The sequence below is a fragment of the Methanoculleus chikugoensis genome (assembly GCF_900095385.1).
Lineage (GTDB): Archaea > Halobacteriota > Methanomicrobia > Methanomicrobiales > Methanoculleaceae > Methanoculleus > Methanoculleus chikugoensis_A.
On sequence record NZ_FMID01000055.1, the window covers coordinates 56273 to 77729 of the forward strand.

The 21457-nt window shown below is 59.7% G+C and carries 18 protein-coding genes; 7 read left to right on the top strand and 11 right to left on the bottom strand.

What is annotated here, in order from left to right; translation table 11 throughout:
- Nucleotides 1-169 precede the first annotated feature (169 nt).
- Nucleotides 170-1003 (bottom strand): viperin family antiviral radical SAM protein, encoded by an 834-nt coding sequence (locus L21_RS11465; RefSeq protein WP_074370598.1) that lies wholly within the window; start codon nt 1001-1003, stop codon nt 170-172.
- A gap of 145 nt (nt 1004-1148) precedes the next feature.
- Here L21_RS11465 and L21_RS11470 point away from each other — a divergent pair, with 145 nt between their 5' ends.
- On the top strand, nt 1149-2816 hold the full coding sequence (locus tag L21_RS11470) for a hypothetical protein (RefSeq protein WP_074370599.1): 1668 nt from the start codon (nt 1149-1151) through the stop codon (nt 2814-2816).
- Between the two features lie 159 nt (nt 2817-2975).
- On the opposite strand, the gene L21_RS14485 is transcribed toward L21_RS11470, so the two are convergent.
- The 3 genes from L21_RS14485 to L21_RS11480 all read right to left on the bottom strand — a co-directional run bounded on the left by L21_RS14485 (nt 2976) and on the right by L21_RS11480 (nt 5452).
- Nucleotides 2976-3104: a hypothetical protein gene (locus L21_RS14485; RefSeq protein WP_256713141.1), complete on the bottom strand. Its 129-nt coding sequence runs from the start codon at nt 3102-3104 to the stop codon at nt 2976-2978.
- A gap of 28 nt (nt 3105-3132) precedes the next feature.
- Nucleotides 3133-4914, bottom strand: a complete 1782-nt coding sequence (locus L21_RS11475) for a GmrSD restriction endonuclease domain-containing protein (protein WP_218600647.1) — start codon at nt 4912-4914, stop codon at nt 3133-3135.
- 244 nt (nt 4915-5158) lie between these two features.
- A complete protein-coding gene (locus tag L21_RS11480; protein WP_074370600.1) occupies nt 5159-5452 on the bottom strand; it encodes a HEAT repeat domain-containing protein in 294 nt (97 codons plus the stop codon).
- Between the two features lie 252 nt (nt 5453-5704).
- Here L21_RS11480 and L21_RS11485 point away from each other — a divergent pair, with 252 nt between their 5' ends.
- Nucleotides 5705-7747 (top strand): acetate--CoA ligase family protein, encoded by a 2043-nt coding sequence (locus L21_RS11485; protein WP_074370601.1) that lies wholly within the window; start codon nt 5705-5707, stop codon nt 7745-7747.
- 55 nt (nt 7748-7802) lie between these two features.
- Here L21_RS11485 and L21_RS11490 read toward each other — a convergent pair whose 3' ends face one another.
- A complete protein-coding gene (locus L21_RS11490; protein WP_074370602.1) occupies nt 7803-9338 on the bottom strand; it encodes a glycosyltransferase family 2 protein in 1536 nt (511 codons plus the stop codon).
- 347 nt (nt 9339-9685) lie between these two features.
- Between L21_RS11490 and L21_RS11495 the strand changes: the two genes are divergently transcribed.
- From L21_RS11495 to L21_RS11505, 3 genes are all read left to right on the top strand, one after another.
- On the top strand, nt 9686-10327 hold the full coding sequence (locus L21_RS11495; RefSeq protein ID WP_256713146.1) for a superoxide dismutase: 642 nt from the start codon (nt 9686-9688) through the stop codon (nt 10325-10327).
- Between the two features lie 285 nt (nt 10328-10612).
- Entirely contained in the window at nt 10613-12061 is a 1449-nt protein-coding gene (locus L21_RS11500; protein ID WP_074370603.1) for a heterodisulfide reductase-related iron-sulfur binding cluster, read from the top strand.
- A gap of 236 nt (nt 12062-12297) precedes the next feature.
- Nucleotides 12298-13905, top strand: coding sequence for a GAF domain-containing sensor histidine kinase (locus L21_RS11505; RefSeq protein ID WP_143727291.1), 1608 nt, complete (start codon nt 12298-12300; stop codon nt 13903-13905).
- A 20-nt stretch (nt 13906-13925) separates the two neighbouring features.
- Here the strand turns inward: L21_RS11505 and L21_RS11510 are convergent, their stop codons facing one another.
- The 6 genes from L21_RS11510 to L21_RS11535 all read right to left on the bottom strand — a co-directional run bounded on the left by L21_RS11510 (nt 13926) and on the right by L21_RS11535 (nt 19243).
- A complete protein-coding gene (locus L21_RS11510) occupies nt 13926-15344 on the bottom strand; it encodes an MATE family efflux transporter (protein WP_074370605.1) in 1419 nt (472 codons plus the stop codon).
- Nucleotides 15345-15707: 363 nt separating this feature from the next.
- Entirely contained in the window at nt 15708-15995 is a 288-nt protein-coding gene (locus L21_RS11515) for an ATP cone domain-containing protein (RefSeq protein WP_083608973.1), read from the bottom strand.
- Between the two features lie 39 nt (nt 15996-16034).
- Complete coding sequence (locus L21_RS11520) at nt 16035-16394, bottom strand: ribonuclease III domain-containing protein (RefSeq protein WP_143727292.1); 360 nt, start codon at nt 16392-16394, stop codon at nt 16035-16037.
- Nucleotides 16395-16405: 11 nt separating this feature from the next.
- Entirely contained in the window at nt 16406-17503 is a 1098-nt protein-coding gene (locus L21_RS11525) for a geranylgeranyl reductase family protein (RefSeq protein ID WP_074370607.1), read from the bottom strand.
- A 226-nt stretch (nt 17504-17729) separates the two neighbouring features.
- Nucleotides 17730-17975 carry a DUF3006 domain-containing protein gene (locus tag L21_RS11530; protein ID WP_074370608.1) on the bottom strand — a complete coding sequence of 82 codons (246 nt, stop codon included), beginning with the start codon at nt 17973-17975 and terminating at the stop codon, nt 17730-17732.
- Nucleotides 17975-19243, bottom strand: coding sequence for an MBL fold metallo-hydrolase (locus tag L21_RS11535; RefSeq protein WP_074370609.1), 1269 nt, complete (start codon nt 19241-19243; stop codon nt 17975-17977). The genes L21_RS11530 and L21_RS11535 overlap by 1 nt, the downstream gene beginning before the upstream one ends.
- Nucleotides 19244-19426: 183 nt before the next feature.
- On the opposite strand from L21_RS11535, the gene L21_RS11540 reads away from it, so the two are divergent.
- Nucleotides 19427-20254 (top strand): helix-turn-helix transcriptional regulator, encoded by an 828-nt coding sequence (locus tag L21_RS11540; RefSeq protein ID WP_074370610.1) that lies wholly within the window; start codon nt 19427-19429, stop codon nt 20252-20254.
- Between the two features lie 254 nt (nt 20255-20508).
- Nucleotides 20509-21420 carry a UbiA family prenyltransferase gene (locus tag L21_RS11545; protein WP_083608977.1) on the top strand — a complete coding sequence of 304 codons (912 nt, stop codon included), beginning with the start codon at nt 20509-20511 and terminating at the stop codon, nt 21418-21420.
- Nucleotides 21421-21457: the final 37 nt, after the last annotated feature.

Below are 21457 nucleotides of genomic sequence, written 5' to 3' on the forward strand. Positions count from 1 at the left end.
CCGAGTGCGACTGAATTCGCTGTGCATCCGCTTTGGTCATACCCTTTTTTGTCATATACGCCCTCCTTTTCAGTGAGTTTTCTCAACACGACTCATCAGTTAATGGTTAAATGTGGTTCACTTCTACACCCTACCACCTCCTCTAATCACGATCCAGAAAGCCTACCACTTACCAGGCATAGACTGCTCCTCGGGAGGCATAGTTGCGAACGTTGAGTATCTGCTCGAGCAGGTCTGTACTCACCATGTCAATGGGATATTCTCGAAAAGGATATTGGGTATTCTGGAATATGTTTCCGGATGGAGCGATCATCAGGTACGAATCTCGCATGAGATCTGCTGATTCAAAAACAGGCAGTTCTCCCGTGCGCAACAGAGTACCTTCATGCCTTATTTTGAATTCCTGAAATTCGTCCTGGGTTATCGCCAGCGGGATTACTGCATGATCGTTCTGACCCCTTACGTGCAGGAATTGGAAGACTTTCCACCTGTGAGGATCGAGTGCCCGGATCAGCTCCGACAGATCCTCCTGGAATGTAAATTTCGTCACTGTGGTGTTTATTTTGAGTTTCATCCCGAGTTTGTGCACAATCCGGGCAACTTCGATTGCATGCTGAACATGCGTACCGTCTCCGCGTCCAAGGGTCTTTTCAACCAAATCCGAAGCCGAATCAATGGACAGCCCGATCCAATCCACATGAGTGGACAGGCGGTTCAGGGCGTTTTCATCAAGGAGAGACCCGTTGGTTGTGATGCTAACGACAAGCCCCATCTTTTTTGCCGCTGCAACGGCATCATAGATCAGGCTGCTACACATCGGCTCGCCGCCGACAAAGTTGATCTTTTCAATGCCCAACCGAACAAGGTGCTTAAGAACATAGAGCGCTTTCTCGCGCGATCTCAACTCACCGGTGAGTTTCTGCATGCAGCAGAAAGAGCAGTTATAGTTGCACGCGGAAGTGAAATGCCAGTTTGCTGATTTGACATTAACCGTGGCCGACATACAAGAAAGAGATATGCCATTGAGGTATAAATTAAATCCAAGGCGTAATTGGAATCTATTACTGTTTTACACATGGCAAGTATTTATATAGGGACTCATGTAACCGATCAACACACGTGGATATCAACCACCTCATGGAGTCATTATGAGTAAATCCAGTACGATTACCGAGAAAGGCTGGTGGATCCTCAAACTTTTCATTATCCGTGAAGGGCTGGCGCAAAGGGATTACAAATACAACCCATTCAGGACAGAGACACCTGAATATCTTCTTCCAACAGAGCACTTCTACTCATATCCAAGGCACATCAACTTCATGCTCGATCATAAGGTAAGTGTCCCTACCGCTTCAAGTTGGTGCGAGAAATTCCATAAGATGGGACTACTCAAGAAAGAGTCAAGACGGACGGGATTTGGCCGTGCCTTCCAAAAGACACAGCATTATTACATCAACCCGGATCTCGATGCGTTTAAACAGATTCTGAACATTACTATCGAGCATTCATTGCCTCGTGAGTTGACGAAGCTCTTCGGCGAGTATTATTTCCAGAGCAGAATCAGCGAATCTCTCATTCGGGAGATATTGTTCGCAAAGGGCGTGAAGATGCTCACTGTAATCAACATGTTCGATTGGGAGCCACATGAGGCTGAAGAGGTTTTCTGGATATGGAAAGCTGAAACTGATCAGACATTTCAGGAACTTCAACAAGCATATGTTGCGCATTTCTATGAAAAGAATAAGGAATCGTGGGATTTTGCGACATCAAACCGCTGGAACCAGTTAACATGCATGCAGATCAAGATACCCGTATTCCCCGCTGATATGGATACGGGCGAGCAAATGGAGCGTATCAGGGAGAATTTCGGATCAGAACCCTTCAGACTTTACGATAATCAGCTCCCGTATCTGGATTACGCTAGTTTCCTTCGAGATTATCAACGGTTGCATGAATACAATTTTCTCATCCTTCCCATCCTTGCCCTCATCAAAGTCTCACCGAATGCCTGTCTTTACTTTCTTTCACAGAACTGGCAGGGATTTACGTTTTCCGTGGAACTCTTCTACGGTGGCCAGAAGGGACCATCCTGCGACCTGCTGGTCAACCTCTTTTTCCTTGCAATTAACGATATGACTCAAAATCCTCGAACACCGCTCAATTCGATTGTAAGCCGGATACACTTCCGTGATATCCCACGCGAATTGGATTCCAAAGGCAACCTCACAACAGAAAACGCACTTGCCGCAGTATACTTGAAAAATTACCACACTTTATATTATGACGTTGGTTTTTCAACAAAGGGGGTTGAATCATCAGGCATAACCCCTATCCCGTATCAGCAAAACGCCCAGCAATCCGAAGGTCTAGCCTTCTGGATCAAGACCTGGCTGAAGAGGCAATACGCCATGTGGTACCAGGAGATAGAAATTAAGGATTTCCTGCGTCTCATTGAACTTTTGCAGAGCGATGATCCTATCGGCACCAGACTACGGGAGCGATTTCCGAACAGGATGAAAAACATCCTCTCTGCATATGATAAGCAAAAAATTCCGGGCGAACAATTCAAGAAATACCTCCTTAACGAGTTGAATAACGTGCTAGAATGCAAAGACCTTTACAATGAAAAAGCGTTCGCCCACATCACGCTTAGCGAAACCACTCAAGAATTGCTGGAATGCATCCTGGACGAGAAAGAATGGGTTGATGATCCGTGGGGTCTTAAAGATATGGAAGTAATTCAGGTCAATCGGCGCCTCCTCGACGAAGCGTTCCCGGATATTTTCTCAGAGCTGGGATCAAGGAGGTGGTTTTAGCGAGATCCCTGATTCTAAGAGGTAATTGCGGGCAAGGGCAAGTTACAGTAATCCAATGTGAGGCATACCGGGGAAATAGCTCTTGTCCGCTTTCTCAAAATTACCACTAAAATCGCTTACCCAACAGCGCTATGTTGGCGATTATAATTGATCTTTCATCTACTTAAAAAAAACATCATCTGCAGTTGGAAGACCCAGATAATTAAGGTAATGAGCCAACCCTTTCGAAAAACCTTCAAAATCTGTTGAAATCAGGTTAGGCTCGTATGCAACTAATCCTTCATCCATCTTGTTGCCTCCGCTCCAGTAACGTTCCTTAAATTGCCTCAAATCCCTGCCTGATGATCGCGGCCATCAGCTTGCGCCGCTGCTCAAGGAAGTCCTGATACGGAAGGTGTTCCCAATCTTCGGGCAGGGCATGCATGGCATGCATCGCCCTCCACTCGTCATCGGAGTAGAGTTTCTGCCTGCGGATCATCGTGACATAATCGGCCGGTGCCATATCGCTGATCCTGATATTGTCGGGCCATTCTACAAATGCCAGGTTGGCAATCTGGTTGATCCGGGTCATGTCTGTAACGCCCTCTCGTTCGAGCCATGCTCTCGGGAAGAGGTGGTGGCGGTCGATGAACTTCTTCTTCGCCTGAATAGTCGGATCCATCAGATCGGCAAGATACTTGTTTGAGAAGAGCACCGGTGTCTTCAATTTAATCTGCGCTGCATAGAACGCAAAAAGAAGAGGGTGTCGGGTCGAAGAGGAGACCAGGTTGTTCGGGATGGTGATCTGCCAGAAGTCGCTGGTAAGAGTGTTTGTGATAATCCCTTCAAGTGTTTGCACGAACTCTTCGGCGGTATTGAGATCTTTAATCAGGTTCAGATCGCCATCCATCACCGATTCCGGCGATCCGGTATACCTTCCCGAGAGAATGACCGCATAGAACCATCGCGGGATAAGCCGGTCAAGAACATGTTGGGGCAGGTTGAAGCGATGCCTGCCAAGGATGTAGAATACGTAGGTATAGATCAGGGATGTCTGCGATGAGATCAGGTCACCGCTTCTGAACCCGGCACCGACAAGCGACGCGAAGAACTGGTGCCAGTTCGTCAGGTCGAGCACCTGCCGCTGGGCCTTGCGGAGTTTTGCAAACTGCTCGTCGCGCTTTGCATCGGAATATTCACCAGTGGTAAGATCCTTGCCCCTCAGCACCTGGTAGACGCTCTTGAGGCGACCACGGGAGAAGGCAAGAGCGACAGATACCCGGAGGAGTTGGTCAGGAGATGGCTGGATGAAGTGGTTATAGGGTGAAGGGCCCATGCCCGGTGTGGCAGGGAACCGGCACCTAAAGCAGAAATCTTCCAGTTCTTTTCGCAGATCCTCTCCAAAGACGGAAAGCAGTGTCAGAATAAAGTCCGCCTGATTGAGAGTTACGCCTTGGCTGTTGATCCGGACAAATATATCTGCGACCTGCTCCTCATCGACCGACGAGGCGATCTCAAGAGCGGTGAACGGGTACTTCTGAAGATCGAAGAGCCGATCCAGATTATGACTAATCTTTTCTTCCTCTTCACCCGAAATATCTCGTTTTTCACTGAGGGCCTGCAAGAAATCCTTTATGATACTATAACTCGACCTGCCGTCCGCCCAGATTGCTGAGATATCGGGGATGTACTCGGGATCCTTCCGGATTGCCGCGTCGCACACCTCGAACGTCCCATTGGCAGGACAGAACGCGATCTCAATTCGCTTCTCCCTGTAATCTCCATCTTTCACCGATTTCCCGCGGAAGACCGAGTAAAGCGAGGTGAGCCGTTGCTGACCGTCGATGATGAGCAGGCTCGGAACGTTGTGAGCCTTCTCAGAGAGGCCAATCTGCCTGACATCGGTTCTTGAGGGATTAGCCCAGAAGAGGAGATAACCGACCGGGAAGCCCTGGTACATAGAGTCGAAAAGATCTCTAACCTTCGTTGACGACCAGACAAACGGCCGCTGGATATCCGGCAGACCGATGTCGCCGAGGTCGATATAATGGAGCAGGCTGGAGAGGTCCATATCCACCCGCTTGAATACTGTTCTATCGTCATTCATGCCTATCGCCATAGAAAGTGTGCAAATCCGCTCCTCCGTATAATTAGAGGTGAGATTCAGCCATTCGAGACGGAATAGAATGTGATTAGAGCAAGTGGGCTTTACTGTTTGCATTTGCTCCGGACAGAGGGGAAGCGATTGGACACATATAGGCGTGACCATGGTCCGGTAGGATGAATTGGGATACGTCATATCGGGATACGTTATCAGCAAACCCGGAGAGCCAAGAACTCTCAAATGGGAACTCTCGTAAGGATCAACGCTCATCGCCCCGAGCGTCCCCGTGCAGAGCCCTCCGCACCTCGGGCTCCCGGTCTTTTACCGCCTGCATCGGCGCAAGGCGGGCGCGGGGAGCGTCGAGGCTCCCGAGGAGCGCCCGGGCTGTCCTCGCACGAGCGTTGTAACGCCGATCGGAGAGACGGGCAAGGAGCGGGTCGACCGCCGCCCGATCCCCGATAGCCTCCGGCACCTCGACGGCACAGAGGACGACCTCATCGTGGGGCGAAGGCCCGACCCCAAACCCACCGGACCGATCTCCCGACGCAGCCATAGATATCCCCGTTACTCCGGAATTTTGGAAATCCAAAGAGGCAGCATAGGAATCCAGGAAACCATAGGAACTCCGCGGGGGATTTGTCATGTAGAATCATTACAAAACCTATAAAGCCGATCTGGTAACACGCTTTAAGGTTCATACCGATTATCGGTTTGGCTTTCCGGGAGACGGTTCATATGCCGGGGAACCTGAACTGCAGAATCATAAAGATGCTCGAATAGACAGTCACAACATGAGGCGACAACCATGGCAAAAAGAATGCTGAGCGAGTTCGAATCATACGATCTCCTGAAACAATACGGGGTACCGGTGCCCGAACACGCGATCGTCAAGAATCCTGCAGAAGCAGGCAAGGCGGCGGAGAAGATCGGGTTTCCGGTCGTCATGAAGATCCACTCGCCCCAGATCGTCCACAAGAGCGATGCCGGCGGCGTTATCGTCAGTATATCCTCAAAGCAGGCTGCTGAAGAGGCATTCAACAAGATCGTCGCAAACGCCAAGGCATACAACCCCGATGCCGAGATCAAGGGCGTCATCGTCGAGCAGCAGGCGGCGCCGGGGCTTGAACTGATCATCGGCGGGAAGACCGACCCGGCGTTCGGGAAGGTGCTCACCTTCGGTATGGGGGGCACCCTCGTCGAGTTGATGAAGGACGTCACCCTGCGGATCCTGCCGATCACCGAGGAGACCATCCGGCAGATGATCAGGGAGATCCACGGCTACCCGATGATCCAGGGTTACCGGGGGTCGAAACCGCGGGATGAGGAGACGCTCGTCAAGATCATGTGGGCGATCAACTGCTTCTTCGCCGAGAACACCAACGTCGTGGAGTTCGACATCAACCCGGTCAGACTGTATGAGTCGGGAGCCTGCATCGTCGACGCCCGTATCTTCGTCGACGACGAGGCGGTCGATAAGGTGGCGAAAGAGCGGCCCTTCGTGCCGGTCGAGTACTTCACCCCCCGGTCGATCGCGGTCGTCGGAGCCTCGTCCGAACCCAAGAAGATGGGCTACGCCGTGATGCACAACCTCCTCCACTTCCCCGGACAGCTCTACCCGGTGAACAACAAGCGCCCGGAGGTCCAGGGGCTCAAAGCGTATGCCTCCATCCTCGATATCCCGAACCCCGTCGATATGGCGGTCATCACCGTCCCGGCCAAGCACGTCCCGAGCGTCATCGAGGAGTGCGGGCAGAAGGGCGTCGTCATGGCGGTCATCATCACCGCCGGGTTCAAGGAGATGGGCGAGGGAGGAAAAGCGCTCGAGGACCGGGTCATGGAGATCGCAAAGCGTTACGGCACCCGGATCATCGGCCCGAACTGCCTCGGCCTGATCATCCCCCCGAAGGGCATCGACACCACCTACGTCCACGAGTCGCCGAAACCCGGCAACATCGCCTTCATCTCCCAGAGCGGGGCCATCGTCAACACGGTGGTCGACTGGAGCATCAAACAGGACATCGGGTTCTCCGTCGTCGTCTCGGTGGGCAACCAGGCCGACCTCAACTTCATCGACTACCTCAGGTTCGTGGAGCGCGACCCCAAGACCAAGGGCATCATCCTCTACATCGAGGAGATCCAGGACGGCAAGACCTTTATGAAGGTGGTCAACGAGGTCTCGAGGACCAAACCCGTCGTGGCGATCAAGTCCGGTTCGTCGGTGAAAGGGCAGCAGGCGGCCTCGTCCCACACGGGTTCGCTCTCGGGGTCGTACGACGTCTACATGGAAGCCTTCCGCGAGTCCGGCGTGATCCCCGTCCACACCCTGTCCGGCACCTTCCAGGTCGCAGAGATGCTGTCGAGCCCGAAGGGCTACCCCCGCGGCAAGCGGGCGGTCGTGATCACGAACGCCGGTGGGTTCGCCGTTCTCTCCTCCGACTACGCCGAGCGCTACGGCATCGACCTGATCACCCTCCCGCCGAAGGTCTTGAAAGAACTCAACGAACTCCTGCCCGATTTCTGGAACAAGAACAACCCGATCGACCTCCTCGGCGACGCCAACGAAAAGCGGTTCGAACAGACGTTCAACACGCTCGTCAAATACCAGGACTGCTGGGACATCGCCTTCGTCGTCGGGTTCCCGAACCTCGTCATCGGGTCGGAACAGCTCGCAAACCAGATCATCCGGTTCTCCGAGAAGACCGAGAACATGATCGTCGGGACGCTGCTCGGCGGCGACTCGATGGAACGGGGCCGTAAGATCCTCAAGGAGAACGGCATCCCGCTCTTCGACGAACTCGACTTCACCTTCCGGGTTATGGGGAGAATCCTCTGGCAGAGGTTCCGGTAAGAACCTCTCCCGAAACAATTCTTTTCTGTCTGCTCCGGCACTTGTTCCGGAATGTTCACTCGGCAATCTTCCTCGCCACCCGCCTCCCGTCCCTTCGCCAGACCACCAGAAACGACGAGAGGACGGCGAGCGTGTAGCAGGCCCAGAAGAGCGGAATCGCCGTCCCGGAGTCCGGGCCGAGCGCGACCGCCCGCACAATGCCGACGGCCATCGATACCAGGACGGCCGCAATCACGAGGAGAACCGGCCCAATCCGGACACGGGTGGATCCTGAGGCCACCTTCGGCGTCACGACGAACGGGAGCTCCTTTCCCGAGACGGCGTACCAGATCGCCCGGGCATAGACGAAGGCGAGGGTGTTGAAGATCGCCTGCGAGAACGCGAGGTCATGGAGGAAGTACTGCCGCTCGCGGATGCTGACGACGACCTGGATCGCGATCACCACGACGAGCACCACGGCGAAGACCGGGGGAACCCAGACGGGGAGGATGGGGATGCCGAAGAAGAGCGTCGCGACGGGGAGGAGGAAGAGCACCACGTTCACCCCTCCAAGCAGGTAGATCGAGACCGTAACGAGGAACTCAAGCCAGTGCGCTGCGGTCATGCTCCGGGGCTGCGCCACGAGTTGCCGGAGGATCGTCCCGAGAAGCTGGGTGTTCCCGTACGCCCAGCGGAGTTGCTGCGTGAAGTATGCGGCGAGGTTCGGCGGCGCAACGCCCTCCGCGTAGACGGCATCGAGAAAGACTCCCCGGCGGCCCCGGAGGTGGAACGCAAACGACGTGGCGATGTCTTCGGCGATGCACACCTCGTCCATCCCGCCGACGGCGGCGAGATGGCTCACCCGGAAGAGGCAGTTCGAGCCTGTCAGCATGGCGGTATCGTTGACGGAGAGCCCCCGGCAGACGTGCTTGTTGTAGATGTGCTGCTGGTAGGAGAACGTGACGCTTATCGGGTCGTGGGGCTCCGTTCGGAAGAACTGCGGGGTCTGGACGAAGGATACGGCCGGGTCGGCCTCAAGGATGGGAACAAGGTCGGCGAGGATCTCCGGCTTCACCCTCTGGTCGGCGTCGATGACCAGGAGGTACGGCGTATCGGCGTCGAGATGCGAGAGGGCGTGATTGATCGCTCCCGCCTTGAACCCGCTTCTGTGGTCGCGGTGGAGATAAGAAAGGCCGTACCGGCGGCATATGTCCTGCATTGAGGCGCGTCTCCGCGTATCCGTGGAGTCGTCGAGGAGGAAGATGCGGAAATCCGGGTATTTGATCGCCGTGCATGCCCGGACACAGGGCTCGACCACGTCCGGCTCCTCGTTGTAGACCGGGATGAAGACCGCGACGGGAGGGGGCGGTGCACCCGGCTCTTGCGGTGCCGTGGGACGGTAGGCATAGATCGACCGCAGGAGGTGATCGGCGTAGCTCACGAACTGGATCACCCCGAACGCCGTGACAGCGACGAGAAAGAGCGAGAGAGCCCTCGCAAGAAGGCTCCAGCCGGCTCCGGTCAGTATGAGGTGCAGATCGCGGAGGAAGAGGACCGCGAGCAGCACCATCAGCGTGGCGGTAAAGAGCGAGATACGTGCTGCCGTCTTCATGGAAGATCCACCGCGGTCTGGCTGGTATCGTGCAGAGACACCCTGCGCAACCCGGATGCAGCCCGGGTGCAACGGAAGGCGCGAGGCGGCCCGGATACCATCCATCATACCGGAGTAGTTAAAGGTTTCGGGTCTGGCCGATCCGTAGCCCTAAAACGGCCTTCCCGGCCCTTTAACCGTTACGGCGAACTGCAGGCCCCGGACCTTCCCGATGACTTTTGCGTGCATTAGGGGGCCGGTATCGGGATACCTCGGCCGCGTGCGACGGCAGAGGGGGCAGGCGAACAGTATCTCCGACAGACCGACAAACACCGACACTATGAAATAGATCACGCTCCTTTTGAGAAATGATTGCTATGACAGCACAGAAGATGGCAACTGCATCGTTGAAGAAGTACGAGCTGCCGCCGCTGCCGTATGCGCCCGATGCGCTCGAACCCCACATATCGAAGGAACAGCTCTCCCTGCACCACGATAAGCATCACCAGGCCTACGTGACCGGGGCGAACGCCGACCTCGAAAAACTGGAGAAGGCACGGCAAGACGGCACCGAAGTCGATATGAAGGCGATCTTAAAGGAACTCTCGTTCAACATCGGCGGCCACGTCCTGCACACCCTCTTCTGGCCGACGATGGCCCCGGCCGGAAAGGGCGGCGGCGGAACCCCGGGCGGCGCGCTTGCCGACCTGATAGACCGGGAGTGGGGTTCCTTCGACCGGTTCAAGGCCGAGTTCACGAAGGCGGCCGCGAGCACCGAGGGGTCCGGGTGGGCGGCACTGGCCTACGACACCATGACCGACCGTCCCATGATCATGCAGATCGAGAAGCACAACAACCACGTCTACCCGACGTTCCAGATCCTGATGGTGCTCGACGTCTGGGAGCACGCCTACTACATCGACCACAAGAACAACCGGGCCGGGTTCATCGACGCCTTCTGGAACGTTGTGAACTGGGACACAGTGAACAAACGGCTGGAGAACCTCTGACCACCTCTTTTTTCCCGGCTACGTGCGCCGCACCCGAGCGGCGAACCGGCTGCACCTCCGGATAGACTCCGGCACCCGTTTGCCCCGGAGGCGCCGTGCGGCGTCCTCATATCCAAACAATTAAGTAGTCATCGCAAGAGGTAGCGGCGACGTTAGCAGTGGGGGAAGGAATGGATCGGTACCGTAGGCGATATACCCTTAGTTTAACCTGTGCTCGCTCTCCTGGGAGAGGGGCAACCGCCCGTTCGTATATGCGCAGAGCAGGGGCGATCCCCGGGATCGACCATGCCGGGTAGGGCCATCCCCGCACCGGACCAGGAGATGATCCGGAACGCGATCACGGACGGGGCCATACGTCACCTGCTCCACGAAGAAGACCCGCGGCTCCGGAACTTCCGGCTCTGCAACGCATGCGGTTCCTGCACACCCTACTGCCCGGCACGGATCAACGATCCCGGCGCGAACGGAGACCCGGGTTACCTTGCACGCCGGGTGACCGCGGCCCTCCAGGCAGGCAGACGCCCGGGGCTCGATCTTGCCGAATGCGTCCAGTGCTACTCCTGCGAGACCGTCTGCCCGCGCTCCGTCAGTATCGGCGGGATCATCAACGCCGTCTACGAGACGGAACGCCTGCAGCCGGTCTTTCGAAGGATGCTCCTCGACCGGGGGGGCCTTCCTCCCCGGGCATTTCTTCCGCTCTACACGGGGAGGGGGCACCTCCGGAAGTTTATCGCAAAGGCGATCCGCTACCCGTACCCGGCGGACGGCAGGGCGATCGACGAGGCCCGGCGGCTGCTGCTCCGCCCGGTCGACGCGTCGGCCTTCTCGGTGCCCGGACACCTCCCGCTGAGGCAACCGCTCGCCCGTCCCGACCGGGTCTTTCACCTCAACTCCTGCTGCGCTTTCAACTACCCCGGCGCGGATCTCTCGCAGAAGATGATCCTTGCCGCCCTCGGCATCCGTTACGAGACCTCGCGGATGCAGACCTGCTGCGGGGGCGCCCCGCACTACATGGGCGGAGCAGGTTTTGCCGACCGGCTGCTCCTCACCGCACGAAACCTCAGCGTCATCCATGACGCGTTCGAACCCGGCGGCGAGATCGCCGTGACCGGGATATGCCCGACCTGCAGCGACTCGTATGCCGCCGCACTCGATGTGCTCTCGCACAACGCCAACAGGGAAGTGGTGAACGAAGCGCTGGCGAGGATCGGCCGGGAGGTGACCGACCCCGGGGCGTTTTCGGTGGCAAACGTCCTCGACCTCTATCCCCTCTATCTCGACGAACTCCGGCGGCTCGTCGAGACGCGGCTCACCGGGCTCGCCGTCGGGGTGCACGTCAGCTGCCACTACCGGAAGATGAACGGCACCCTTGCCGTCCCGCCGGGGCTGCAGGATCTCACGGCGGTGACGGGAGCGAAGATCACGAGAAGCGTGATGGAGCACTACTGCTGCGGCGGGGTCAAGAACCTCTTCGACCGGCACCGGAACGGCCGCCCCGGGGAACTCTCCCGGCTGAACCGGCTCGTCCGCCGGGATTTCATGAACCGCCGCCTGGACGTGATGGTCGTCGACTGTCCGGGGTGCGAACTGGTCTACGACCACATGGGCGTGCCGGTCCTCCATATCACCGAACTCCTGGCACTCGCAATGGGCGCCGACCCGAGGGAGACGGTCTGCATCCAGGGGCACCTGACCTCGCTATCTCCGGCACTCGACCGGATAGGGATCCGTTAGGGGAGATGGATCCCGGTGGAGGATGCGCGATCCCCGTCACGAAGGGCGGCAGGGTTCGCGGCACCAAACGGCCGGGTGCGGTCAGCGGCACGGCCGCGGCCATCTTTGCGCGACCGGCCGAAACTGCAGACGGTCCGGCACCGACCGGGCCGCCACCGCAAATACCTTATTACCGGGAACACGATTTGTTTATATAACGTTTGCAGGATAAAAACATCAAAGGGCAGGATACCCGTATGAATAGAGCGGATTCGATATCTACCATATCTCAAGAGGCATTTCGGATTCTCGACGAGCCCGGCGCAGGCATTCTCGTGCTCGATCGGCAGATGCAGGTCTTCTGGGCAAATGCATTTGCCATGGATCTCCTCTCTACAAGCGAAGAGGAGATCCTCGGATTCGACGCCCGCCGGGTCCTCGACGCGCATCTGACGCCGCTCCTGCAGGAGAGGGATGCTGCCGGGAGGCTCCTTGCCACGATGAATAACGGAACCGGGATACCCGGCCTCGACCTCTCGGTGCAGGACCCGCGGGGGGAAGAACGACAGATCGTCTATTCCAGCCGGAAGATCGAGCGGGGAGCGTTTGCAGGGATGTGGGTGCTCTGCATGCGGGACGTCACCGAGCAAAGACCGGCAAACGAAGGGCTGCTCTCCGCGAACAGACAACTCCAGGTCTTAAACCAGATCATGGGGGTATCCGCGTCGTCCCTCTCGCTCGACGAACTGCTCGAAACGTCGCTCTCAAAGACCCTCGATCTCCTCGGGTTCGACCTGGGGCTGACGTACCTCCTGAACCCGGAACGGACAATGGCGCTCCCGCGTTACCACCGCGGCGTCCCGGAGTGCTACCTCGCCCGGAGCAGGACGATCAAAGTTCATCACTGGCCCTGGAACTTCGTCTTCGTTGCCGGGCAGCCGCGCTACCTTGAACTGCAGGGCGAGGGAGGCACGATCGAGGACGAGATCCTCGCCTCGCTCGGGGTCGCCACCCTTGCCTGCATCCCGATCCTTGCGGAATCGGTCGTGGTCGGCGCGCTCTTCCTCGGGAGCAGGAAGGCCGGGGGGTTCCGGGCCGAAGAACGCCGCCTCCTCGAGGCGATCGGACAGGAGATCGGGTCGGGCGTTCTGCGGAGCATGCTCCACAAGCGGCTGGAGGCGGCCCACCGCGAGACGAACCTCTACCTGGACGTCATGACCCACGACATCAAGAACGCGGAGAACGTCGCGAACCTCTACTGCGACCTCCTGCTCGATACGCTGGAGGGCGACGTCGCCCGGTACGCACGGGGGCTCAAGGAGAGTATCCGCAAAAGCAGCGGCATTCTCCAGAACGTCTCGACCATCCGCCGGATTCACCAGGAGCCGCCCGACCTGAAACCGATCCATCTCGGCCACGTGATCAGGGCGCAGATCGAGCGCACCCCGGAAGCAGCCATCTCGTTTGACGGCACCACGGCGGAGGTCCGGGCCGACGACCTGCTCCCCGAGGTCTTTACTAATCTCATCGGCAACGCCGTGAAGCACGGCGGGCCGGACGCCGGGATCGCGATCCGCGTGGAGGACTGCCCCGATGAGGACCACACGGTGGTGGTGACCGTGGAGGACACCGGCCCCGGCGTCCCCGACGCTATGAAAGAGACGATCTTCGACCGGTTCAGGCAGGGCAGGAACCAGGGATGCGGGGAAGGGCTCGGCCTGTACATCGTCGGGATACTGCTCGACCGCTACGGCGGTCGGATCTGGGTTGAGGACCGGGTGGAAGGCCGGCCCGACCTCGGGGCGTCGTTTCGGTTCACGCTGCGCGAAGTGGTGCACGACGGGGACGCCGGGTATGAGGAGTGAGACCCTTCACACCGGGAACCTCACGCCGCCGTCGCTCCGGCCTGCCCGATCAGGAGTCCGGCCGAGTACCGGCGCGCCCAGGCATACCCGAGCGCCGCGCCGATCGCGTTTCCTGCGGCAACTCCCCACCAGATGCCGGATAGGCCGAGCCCGAGAACGGCGGCAAACATCCAGGCAAAGAGGATGGATAGGACGATGTTCTGCAGAAGCGTGATCGTAAGAGACCGTGCTCCAAGGCCCGTCCCCTGGAAGAACGACGCCGAGAAGAGCCCGAACCCGACCATGGGGTAGACGAGGCTCATGACCCGGAGGTAGGTCGTCAGCTCGGGAGCGATCACGGCGGCGTCGCCCGCCGTGAAGAGTGCGGCAATCAGGGGGGCGAAGGCGAACGTGGCCATGGCAAGCCCGATACCGATCCCGAGACCGAGCCGTGCGGCGAACCGAAGTGCGGTCTCCATCCGTGCGTACGCCCGGGCCCCATAGGTGGCGGCGGTGACCGCGACCACCGCCGACGATATGGCAAGGATCGGCGTCAGACCGATGCTCACGACCCGCCACCCGACCGAGTAGACGGCGACGCCGTCGGTGCTCGCTATGAGAACGATGACGCCGTTCAAGATCAGTGCCATCAGGGCGAGCGCCAGCTGCTCGGCTGCTGCGGGAAGACCGACCTGCAGGACGTCCCGCGCGACTGCAGCGTCCGGACAGAATCCCCGGAAGCATAGAGAGATGTAGGTATCTCTCTTCACGAAGAGCCAGTAGACCATCGGGACGGCGGCGATGACCTCCGCGAGGATGGTCGCCCAGGCTGCGCCGGCGATTCCCATATCGAGCCCGTAGATCAGGATCGGGTCGAGGACGATGTTCGCCACCGCTCCCGCCGCCATGGCGTACATCGTCCGCTTCGCATCGCCTTCGCCGTGCATGAGCGCGTAGGCGACCTCGCCGAAGAGGAGGGCGAACGTCCCGAGGAAGAGGATCCGTGCGTATTCCGTGGCGAGACCGACGGCGTCGCCCGCTCCCATGAGGACGAAGATGTCATGGGCAAAGAGGTAGAGCGGGATGGTGACGACGACGGCAAGCACGGTCATCAGGAGGATGGTGTGCATCGCAACGCTGCTCGCGCCGGCCCTGTTGCGGGCGCCGATCATCCGGGCGAGCGCCGCTTCCCCGCCGGTCCCGAGGCCGCTCGCTAACCCGATGGTTATGATGAAGAGCGGGAATGAGAACCCGACGGCGGCAAGAGCGTCTGCACCGAGACCCGCGACCCAGAACGCGTCGACGACGTTGTAGAGGGTCATGAGGGTCATCGCGATCATCATCGGCACTGAGAGCCGGAGGATCGCGGTCTTCGGATCGGCGAGGAGTATCTTTGTTCCTTCTGTTTCTTTCTGGTTACTACTTGAGGGTGTATCGTCTTCTGAATCACTTGTCGGCATACATATCGCCTGCTGGCGTGCCCGCGCCGCGGGCTCCCGGAGAGATAGGGAACCGGTTATCAGGCGGTTTGGGCATCGTGCCTGTCTGCGGATTTTGATTGCCGGATGCGCCCGGGGAACGCGACTGAACGGAAAGCGGCTGGTTAATAGCCGCCCTCAATTATCCGATTTCCTGGCGCTATAGGGCAATACAAGAAAAATGTGGGCGCGGATCAGTAGATATACCTTCGCATCAGGCGGATCGAGACGAACTCTAAAACGTCCTGCTCCGGCGGCTGCGAGCCCGGTCGACGGGCATCCGGGTTCGCGGAAGGCCGGCGGGGTGCAGCAGCGTGCCGGAGAGATTCAACCGGAAAAGACGGATCAGCGGGCAGGCACTCCCACGGCCGCCACCCCGCGTTTCTTCACGGCGCGGTCGTAGATGAGCCAGTTCTCTTCCCACTCCGGGTTCCGGTCATGGAGCTGCTCGAGCACCTGCCGCCGGATCTCGCCGGAAGGCATCCCGTCGTAGACGATCCGTTCGACGGCTTCGCCGATCGCCCTTGCCTCCTGTGGCGGCGCCCCGGACTTCAGCGCGCTCACGATCACCTTCTCCCGCACGAACGGTTCTCTCCTGCCGTCGGCCTTGACCACATCAACCAGTTCAATCACCTCGGGACGGGGGGCGGACGGGAGTCATAACCTTTCCGGTTACCGCCGCCGCGGGGGAGACGGCTTGAGGAGTTCCGTTGCGGATGCAACTCCTTTCAGCCCCTCCCTGAGGAAGAGAATCCCGAAGACCGATTCGACCAGCGTCCCCTTGGCGTGGTTGATCGTTCGTGCGCTCCTCGGGATCTCCGCATCGAAATGAATCCGGTGCTCGTAGAGGTTCCAGCGGTCGCAGAGCAGGGCGAGGTTCGAGTTCCGGTCGTATGCCTTCCGGTTTCGGGTCAGGACTCCCGCTTTCGCGAGATCGGGAGCCCGGATTGCCGGGAGGAGACCGATCTTTAAGGCAGCATCGCCGATCCACGCGAGCGCCACGGGCGGATCCCACGTAAGCCAGCGGTGCATCCCTGTGCCCGTCACTCCCGTGAAGCATGAGCCTTTCGGAGACCACCGCGGATGACGATGTCTGCAATGCCGCGGCCGCCGAGGAGACGCATCGTCCGCTCGAGGAGGAAGTCCGAGCCGAGGACCCGGTCGGCCAGCCTCTTCGTCCTTGCTGCGGCGAGGAGTTCCCGGCCTATCGCCGAACGCCACTCCCGCTCGTAGGCCGCGAGGGGCTCGCCGCGGAGCAGGTGGTCCGCCGCCGCAAGCCCGGCAAGCCGCCCGCAGATCATCGCGGTCGCGATCCCTCCACCGTTGGACGCGACGACGTGGCCCGCGGCGTCGCCGACGGCGAGGACGTTTCCACGGACGGTCTCCTGGATGGGGCCAGAGACGGGCACGAATCCGGCCATGACGTCCTGACCGGCAAACCCCATCCGCGCGAGGAACGTCCTCAGGAGAACCGGAACCGGGGTGCCTCTCTTCTGCACGCCGAGCCCGACGTTTGCGCACCCCCGTTTCGGGAAGATCCACGCGTACCCTCCGGGGGCGATGCGGTTCCCGAAGAAGAACTGCAGGCGGTCGCCGAACTCCCCGTCGACCCGGCAGGTTATGGCGGGGGCGAGCACGGCGCTCCGTTCCATCCCGGCCGAGCGGCATACGCGGGAGAGCGGACCGTCCGCGGCAACGACGACCCGGGCCTCGACATCTCCCCGGCTGGTTGTCACCTGCCGGCCTTCCCGGCCGAGAAACTTTGTATCCGGCGAGAGCACGGCACCCTCGCGAACGGCCGCATCTGCGAGATGCCGGTCGAACGCGTCCCTATCGAGGGTGTAGCCGGGGAGCTCGAACTCGTATTCCCGGCCGCCGGGGGAGACGGCGACGGCCTCCCGGATCTCCCGCCGGATCAGTTGGGAGTCGATAGGGAAGAGTTCGTCGAGCCCGGGGGCGTTCGGGAGCGTACTCGCGAGAACCTCCGGTGACGCGTTGAACTCCCCGCAGCAGACGGGGACGCCGATCACCCTCCGCTTATCGATCAGGAGGACGTCGAGCCCCGCTTTGGCCGCATACCGTGCGGTGGTGCTGCCGGCGGGCCCCGCACCGACGACGATCACGTCGCACCGGTCTTGCATCGGTGCTCTCGTAAGGAGGGAGAGGGGAAAAGGGTTGGGGACACCCCGGTCTGCACGAAGAGAGGCGATAAGGCTCACGCGGAGAACGGTATAATTACCTGTAACTCCCTTCGCGGCTTCGCGTGAGGCCGTTTCATTGCTTATGCTCTGTCAGCTCACGCGAAGAACGACTTTCCCGAAGGGAAAGGAGCTCAAGCACCGAAGGCGCGAGCCGCGAAGGGGCACGTCAGCCTTCGTGCTTCGCCCGCAGCCGCGCGATCCTCTCCGCCACGCGCCGTCTCGCCTCCTCCGTCGCCGCAACGTCCCGGCGGATCGCAACCTCCAGGATATCGCCCTCCCGGGTACCGGCGGGGAGGAGGGAGCGGGGGAGCGTGAACCGGATCGACTCGTCCTCGCGGAGGAGGAGGACGGCAAGGCCCTCCTCGACGCGATCGAGGCTCACCCGGAAGGCCGACTCATCCTCTGCCATCATCACCGCCCCAGGGTGCTGACGACGGTGCCGTTCGCGTCGGCAAGCGTGGCGAGGTCGCCGTCGTTGTTCCAGACCGGGCTTCCCCGGCCCCAGTAGAGGTCGGTCGCGGTGTCGTTGCCCGCCCCGGAGTGGACGGTGACGCCGGCTCCCGGATCGAGCGTGAAGACCGGGAAGGTGTAGGTGTTGCGCGTCCCCTCGTCGGCGATCGTCCAGCCGGTGAGGTTGACCGCTGCCGGATCACCGTTCGCGACGGCGACCCACTCCTCCCGGAGGTCGAGGTCGGCGATGTAGACACCGGACGAGGGGGCGGTCGTCGCCGTCGGGGTCACCGTTGGGATCGCCGTTGCGGCGGCGGTCGTCGGCCCGGCCGTCACGGTGGCGGCGGGTGCCCCGCCGGCAGCAACGGTGAGCGCCGTGCCGTCGGTGGCGACGATGACCGTCCCGTCAAGGTCGGTCCGGTAGATCCGCGATCCGGTCGCCTCGATGCGTTCGACCGCTTCCTCGTGGGGGTGACCGTAGTCGTTCCCCGCACCGACCTGGATGACGCTGATCGCGGGGCTGACCGCGGAGAGGAACTCCGCCGAAGTGCCGTACCGGCTCGCGTGGTGGCCGACCTTCAGGACGTCGGCATCGAGGTCGAGCCCGGCCTCCATCATGCTCTTCTCCGCGGGCTTCTCGGCATCGCCCACAAAGAGGTAGGAGATCTCTTTGCAGGTCACCTTCAGGACGACCGAGTCCTGGTTGACCTCGCCGATCGGCTCCGCGCCCGGGTTCAGGATCAGGATCTCGAGGTCGGGATCGAGGGCAACCGTCTGCCCGCGCTCCGCTGCGGTGTAGGGTATCCCCAGATCTTCGACCAGGGCAAGCAGGTTCTCGTAGGTCGCGGTCGGGTGCGGCTGCGCGGCATCGACAAACCGGCCGACCGGGTAGGCGGAGATGACGCCGGCAAGGCCGCCGATGTGATCGGTGTGTGCGTGGGTCGCCACGACCACGTCGAGCCGCTCGACGTTCCTCTCATCGAGATACGCGATGACGCGCTCTCCCATCCCGCGCTCGCCGGCGTCGATGAGCATCGTCTTATCGCGGAACTCGACCAGGATCGAGTCGCCCTGCCCGACGTCGATGAAGTGGACGACGAGATCGCCGGAGAGATCGGAGCCGATCTCCGGCTGCCCGGAGGGGGCGGAGCAGCCTGCGGTGACGAGGCAGGCGACGGTGCATGCACAGAGTGCGATACAGATCAGGTATCGTGCTGGTATGGGCGACATTGCTCTCTACACAAGTAGAGGGCGCCGGGCTATAAGTCTGCTGAGGTCGGGCACCGGCACCGTTCCCGTCTTTGTGGGCATGCAGCCGACCGGTCGGCTGAACAGGAGAAACACGGACGGCAGAAGCGCGCAGGAATAGAAAGGATGATATGCGTCGACCGTCACCCCTTAACAGTAAGGACGATGAAAGAAGTATCTCCCCTTGAGATCTATAACGAGTTCCACGACGACATCCAGGCAATCTTCCGGTCGAGACTGCAGACGCAGGTGATGATTGCCCTCGGCAGCGGGAGCAAACCGCTCTCGACCCTTCGCGAGATCACGGGGAGTTCATCGCAGGCGCTTATCCCGAAGATCCGGCAACTCGAAGCCCTGCATTACGTCGAATCGGTGCAGGGCGACTATGCGCTCACCCCTATGGGCAGGCTCGTCGAACCGAAGATCGAACGGGCGGTTACGCTCATGGGGGTGCTCCAACGCCACAGGGGCTTCTGGGTCGAACACGAGATCGAGGGCATACCCCTTGAGTTTCTGAACGAGATTGAGCACCTGTATCATACGGAAGAGGTAAGGAACATCGAAGAGGATGTCTTCGCCGTGTATGCAAGTTTTCAAGCCATACTCAGGAAAGCATCGTGGATCCACGGCGTATCATCGATCATGAGTCCACTCCTTGCGGATGAGGTTCAGGTCACCGTCATGGAAGGCAGGCCCGCGGAACTCATCGTCACCGGGGAACTCGCCCGGAGACTGGGCGACGAACCGTACAGAACCATGCTGGAACCCCTGAGCGGGCACGAAAACTTCAAGATGTTTACCTCTTCTTCGCCGATCCGCCTGGGATTGACGGTGACCGACGGGTACCTGTCGTTAGGTCTGTATAGGCGCGATACGGGGAAATATGACGCCACCACGGATCTCGTCGGCACCGACGCGGCGGCGGTCTCCTGGGGCGAGCGACTCTTCCAGCACTACAAAGCGGACGCTAAAGCACTGGAGATACCTCAGTAGTCTCTTTTTTTGGGCTCCAATCGCCCGACACCTGACGCGGCTCACGGCATAGCAATCGCTCTACGACCCCGAGGATACCTGATCTTTCAGGGCCGAGACGCCGTTCTGTCCAGCCCCACACCAGTAGGTTCGGAGTGAAAAAGGCGCAATGCACAGCCCTCTGCAGAAATGAAGCGACAGGACGTCGCGATGCATCAGAGTGATGAATATTCATCGAAGTAATAAATATTCATCGGTTCTCTGAAAACCACTCCATGTTCGGATTTGCAAAATGCCCCAACCCTGTTCAGCCAGCCTGCCGGATCATCGCCCATCTGGTCGTATACAGTTCCCTGTATACCGCTGCCATGATGGCGGCGATGGTATACCTCTCGTGCCTCCTGCAAGGTCTTCCCTTCGATCCAGTTGCCACGGCGATCCTGGCGCTCGTCGTCTTCGGCGTCTACAACCTCAACCGCAAGACCGACGAGGGCGAGGATGCCGTCAACCATACAGAACGGTACTCGTTCACGAAGAGATACGAAACCATCCTCTTCCGTTCTGCAATCTTCGCATTCATTCTCGCTTTCTGCCTTTCGGCCCTCCAGGGGTTCGGCAGCCTGCTCATCACGACCATTCCCCTGGCCGCCGGAATCGTCTACAGCGTCCCGCTCTTTCCCGCTCGCTTCGGGTTCCGGCGACTGAAAGAAGTGCCGTTCATGAAAAGCCTGATCGTGGCGTTTTCCTGGACGCTCCCCGCGGCGCTCCTGCCGATCTGCCACGCAGGCCTTTCTGCGGGCACCGCCACCGGCATCGTAGGCGTCTTTTTCCTCGTACAGACCTTCACGAATACAGTGGTCTACGATATCCGTGACGTGGAAGGGGATGCTGCGTCTGGAGTCAGGACGATCCCGACGATCCTCGGCCCCCAAAGGACGCTCCTTCTCCTCACGGCGGTGAACGTAACCGTCGGAGCCGCGCTGGTGCTTGCCGGCGGGCTCCTGCTGGATCTCTATCCGGTGCTGTTGCTGGCTGCGGGTATGGTCTACGCCCAGGGTTATCTCCTGTGCTTTCAGCAGTTAGGAACAGAAAAACTCTTCTTCGAGTTATTTACCGACGGAGAGTTCATCCTGCTGGCCGCTGTCCTCTACCTGCTCACCCTTGCAGTTCCGCATCTCCCGGCATGAACAGCCCGAAGATTCATCGGAGAGGTGAAGATTCATC

Excerpts from the sequence above, each read along its gene's own strand:
- L21_RS11505 (WP_143727291.1), top strand. The coding sequence starts at position 12,298 with ATGAATAGAGCGGATTCGATATCTACCATATCTCAAGAGGCATTTCGG.
- L21_RS11480 (WP_074370600.1), bottom strand. The coding sequence starts at position 5,452 with ATGGCTGCGTCGGGAGATCGGTCCGGTGGGTTTGGGGTCGGGCCTTCG.
- L21_RS11540 (WP_074370610.1), top strand. The coding sequence starts at position 19,427 with ATGAAAGAAGTATCTCCCCTTGAGATCTATAACGAGTTCCACGACGAC.
- L21_RS14485 (WP_256713141.1), bottom strand. The coding sequence starts at position 3,104 with ATGGATGAAGGATTAGTTGCATACGAGCCTAACCTGATTTCAACAGAT.
- L21_RS11530 (WP_074370608.1), bottom strand. The coding sequence starts at position 17,975 with ATGATGGCAGAGGATGAGTCGGCCTTCCGGGTGAGCCTCGATCGCGTC.
- L21_RS11470 (WP_074370599.1), top strand. The coding sequence starts at position 1,149 with ATGAGTAAATCCAGTACGATTACCGAGAAAGGCTGGTGGATCCTCAAA.
- L21_RS11485 (WP_074370601.1), top strand. The coding sequence starts at position 5,705 with ATGGCAAAAAGAATGCTGAGCGAGTTCGAATCATACGATCTCCTGAAA.
- L21_RS11525 (WP_074370607.1), bottom strand. The coding sequence starts at position 17,503 with ATGCAAGACCGGTGCGACGTGATCGTCGTCGGTGCGGGGCCCGCCGGC.
- L21_RS11535 (WP_074370609.1), bottom strand. The coding sequence starts at position 19,243 with ATGTCGCCCATACCAGCACGATACCTGATCTGTATCGCACTCTGTGCA.
- L21_RS11500 (WP_074370603.1), top strand. The coding sequence starts at position 10,613 with ATGCCGGGTAGGGCCATCCCCGCACCGGACCAGGAGATGATCCGGAAC.
- L21_RS11495 (WP_256713146.1), top strand. The coding sequence starts at position 9,686 with ATGATTGCTATGACAGCACAGAAGATGGCAACTGCATCGTTGAAGAAG.
- L21_RS11490 (WP_074370602.1), bottom strand. The coding sequence starts at position 9,338 with ATGAAGACGGCAGCACGTATCTCGCTCTTTACCGCCACGCTGATGGTG.
- L21_RS11510 (WP_074370605.1), bottom strand. The coding sequence starts at position 15,344 with ATGCCGACAAGTGATTCAGAAGACGATACACCCTCAAGTAGTAACCAG.
- L21_RS11520 (WP_143727292.1), bottom strand. The coding sequence starts at position 16,394 with ATGCACCGCTGGCTTACGTGGGATCCGCCCGTGGCGCTCGCGTGGATC.
- L21_RS11545 (WP_083608977.1), top strand. The coding sequence starts at position 20,509 with ATGTTCGGATTTGCAAAATGCCCCAACCCTGTTCAGCCAGCCTGCCGG.
- L21_RS11475 (WP_218600647.1), bottom strand. The coding sequence starts at position 4,914 with ATGGCGATAGGCATGAATGACGATAGAACAGTATTCAAGCGGGTGGAT.
- L21_RS11465 (WP_074370598.1), bottom strand. The coding sequence starts at position 1,003 with ATGTCGGCCACGGTTAATGTCAAATCAGCAAACTGGCATTTCACTTCC.